The sequence below is a fragment of the Intestinibacillus massiliensis genome (assembly GCF_900155735.1).
Lineage (GTDB): Bacteria > Bacillota > Clostridia > Oscillospirales > Butyricicoccaceae > Intestinibacillus > Intestinibacillus massiliensis.
This window is the reverse complement of the sequence record NZ_LT707055.1, coordinates 121,150-124,194: the sequence shown is the minus strand read 5'-3', so window position 1 is coordinate 124,194 and position 3,045 is coordinate 121,150. Positions and strand designations below refer to the sequence as shown.

4 protein-coding genes and 3 tRNA genes are annotated in these 3,045 nt (G+C 61.1%); all 7 read right to left on the bottom strand.

The window, feature by feature from the left end:
- Positions 1-325: SatD family protein (locus CZ203_RS05170; RefSeq protein WP_235847463.1), on the bottom strand; the 325-nt coding region annotated here is incomplete at its 3' end.
- Positions 326-484: 159 nt separating this feature from the next.
- Positions 485-871 (bottom strand): MerR family transcriptional regulator, encoded by a 387-nt coding sequence (locus tag CZ203_RS05165; protein WP_087065095.1) that lies wholly within the window; start codon positions 869-871, stop codon positions 485-487.
- Between the two features lie 20 nt (positions 872-891).
- Positions 892-2,043, bottom strand: coding sequence for an aldo/keto reductase (locus tag CZ203_RS05160; protein ID WP_328588150.1), 1,152 nt, complete (start codon positions 2,041-2,043; stop codon positions 892-894).
- A gap of 433 nt (positions 2,044-2,476) precedes the next feature.
- A tRNA-Val gene (locus CZ203_RS05155) sits at positions 2,477-2,552 on the bottom strand.
- Between the two features lie 3 nt (positions 2,553-2,555).
- Positions 2,556-2,630: transfer RNA gene (locus CZ203_RS05150), tRNA-Glu, on the bottom strand.
- Between the two features lie 8 nt (positions 2,631-2,638).
- Positions 2,639-2,715, bottom strand: a tRNA-Met gene (locus CZ203_RS05145).
- Positions 2,716-2,792: 77 nt separating this feature from the next.
- Positions 2,793-3,045 (bottom strand): hypothetical protein (locus CZ203_RS14580; RefSeq protein WP_159456374.1); only part of this gene is annotated, 253 nt, incomplete at its 5' end.

Below are 3,045 nucleotides of genomic sequence, written 5' to 3'. Positions count from 1 at the left end.
GATGGTAGGCCGGGCCGTCCGCGCCGAGCGCCGCCTCGTCCGCGACCGGCGTGCTCAGTTCCCCGATGCCGATGCCATAGCGGATATGCGACGGGTAGGCCGCGCGGTCGATCCGCTCGATGATCTCAAGCACCGGCTCCGCAAGGTACAGCAGCCCCTGGAATTCGTCGCCCAGCGTAATGAGGAACTGGGCGGCGATATCCATTTTAAATTCCTCGTTAATTTCCTCCAGCACATGCTTCAGCCGTGCCTGGAGCCCGCTTCGCGCCTCCGGCGCGAGCTCGCGGGAGCCGATGATATCCCCGATCAGCGCACAGTACCGCATACGCCACCGCCCTTCCTGAAAGCCTTATGTGTTTATTATATTGCACGAACCCTGCAATTGCAAATAGAATTGCGCAATTTGTGCAATCGCACCTCCAATTGCAGGAAACGTGCAATCAAAAAAAGCCCTGCAATCTGTGGATTGCAGGGCCTCCCCGTTTCAATGATCCTCGCGCCGCAACAGCTTTTCCTTGGTCATCAGCCCCTGCTCATACCGCGCGATCTTGTCGTCCAGCCGCGCCAGCGAGCGCTGCATCTCCTCCATGCGGGCGACGAGGCTGTCCCGCTGCTCGACCAGGATCGCCTTGCGAGCATCGGCCGTACTGTCCCCCTTCTGGAACAGGGCGACGTACTCGACCAGCGCCTCGATCTGCACGCCCGCGGCGCGCATGCACTTCATCAGCTCCACCCAGCCGCAGGCGTTCGCGTCATAATCGCGGATGCCGCTTTTGGTGCGCGGCACGGGCGGGATCAGGCCGATCCGCTCATAATAGCGCAGGGTATCCGCGGAAATACCATACTTTTTACTGACTTCTGCAATCGTCACTTGAATGCCCCCTTCCGCCGTCAATCGCCGAATAGCGCCGCGGCCTGCCGCATGTTTTCCACCGCGGGCACATGGAACGGGCAGCGCTTTTCACATGCCCCGCACGATACGCACGCCCCGGCGTGGTGCGCCAGCGCGGCGTAATGCTCGCGCACGGTCTCCGGCACCATGCCCTGCGCCCGCGCGAGGTTCAGGAACTTGGTCACCGTCGCCACGTCGATGCCCTTGGGGCAGGGCGCGCAATGGCCGCAATACATGCAGTGCCCCTCCCAGCGGATGCGCGGGAAACCGGCAAACGCGGCGGCATAATCGCGCTCATCGTCCGTGGCGCCTTCATAGGCCAGGGAGCTACGCAACTCGTCGACGCTCCGCGCCCCCGCCATCACACAGGCCACCGCCGGGCGCGTCAGCGCATAATGGATGCACTGTACGGGGGTCAGCGCCTTGCCCGCCGGGGACAGCCTCCCATCCAGCAGGTCGCCCCCGCCAAACGCCTTCATCACCGTAATCCCCACGCCGAGCCGCTGGCAGGTTTCATACAGCTTTTCGCGCGCGGGGTCCATATTGGACAACGTCCCGGCATAGCTGTCCGCCCGCCACAGGTTTTCGCAGTCCTCGTCGCCGGGCAGCAGGTCGTAGCAGGGGTTGACGCTGAACATCAGCACGTCGATTAGCCCGCTTTCCGCTGCCGCCAGGGCGGCTTCCGGGTTGTGGCTGCTCGCGCCGAGATAACGGATGCGCCCCGCAGCCTGCTGCGCGCGGGCGTACGCCATCACCGGCCCCTCCGCGATCTGCCGCCACAGGGCGGGCGAATCCACATAGTGGATCATGCCGATATCGACATACGGCGTGTCCAAGTTGCGCAGCATGGCTTCAAACGCCGTTTCCACCTCCTGCGGGTCGCGCGTGGCCTTGTACTGCCCATCCTGCCAGATGGCGCACAGGTGCCCCTGCAGGATGAAATCCGCCCGCTGCGCGCGGATCGCCTTCCCGACCCGGCGCTGTACGTCCGGGTTGGGGCTGTATAGGTCCATACAGTTGACGCCCGCGTCCAGCGCGGCGCGGAACAGCCCCTCCGCGAACGCGTCGTCCTGCAGGACAAGCCCCTCGCATCCCAGGGCGATCTCGCTCACCCGCAGGCCGGTGCGCCCCAATGTACGGTACTGCATCATATCCCGCCTCCTTTTTCTCTCATCATACAGGGAATACGCCGCATGTCAAGCGCCTTTTGCGGCACTGTGGGGCTTACAATCTTTTGTAACGCAAACCGTCGCCTTCCCCTTGCGAAGCCCCCCGCCCTTTCCTTTACCCTATCACTTGGAGCGCACTCCATGTCAACCGGTTTTTGCAAAATATATTGCGGGCAGGCCGATAAAAAAGGATGGGCGCGCCATACACGCATATGCGCGAAAATACCCTTGCGGGCGTCGCGGGCAAAATCGCAAAAATAGTGCAACAGTAGGTGCAACAGCAGAAGGTCAAAAAGGGGCAAAACGGGTCAAAAGGACGGCGCACCCGATTTTCAAAAAGCATGTAAAATCGAATAAAACAAAAAGAAAAGCCTCAACAATCAAGCATTTAAGCTGATTATTGAGACTTTTCTTTTGGTGGAAGTTAACGGGCTCGAACCGCTGACCCTCTGCTTGTAAGGCAGATGCTCTCCCAGCTGAGCTAAACTTCCAAATGGTGACCCGTGGGGGAATCGAACCCCCGTTACCGCCGTGAAAGGGCGGTGTCTTAACCGCTTGACCAACGGGCCAAGGGAAATGGTAGCGGTAATTGGACTTGAACCAATGACCTTTCGGGTATGAACCGAACGCTCTAGCCAACTAAGCTATACCGCCATATCCGTCCCCGTCGCCCGTTCGCTGGCGACGTATTTGATTATATTATATTCTCCCCCTTTTGTCAACAACTTTTTTTATTTTTTCATCACTTCATCCGGGATTCCCGCCTGTCTCGCCCGTACCTCGTCAAAAACCCCTTTTTGTACGAGCCGGCGCGCCAGCGTCCCCTGGCACAGCGCATCCCAAACCGCGTCGCACGCCTGCGCGCCCGTCATATCGGCCGCGAGCGGCACGCCGGACAGCTCGGACAGGCGGCGGCGCGTATCGTCCGGCAGCGGGGCGCGCACGGCCTGCGCCGTCGGCGGCTGGACCATGCGCAGCGGCTGT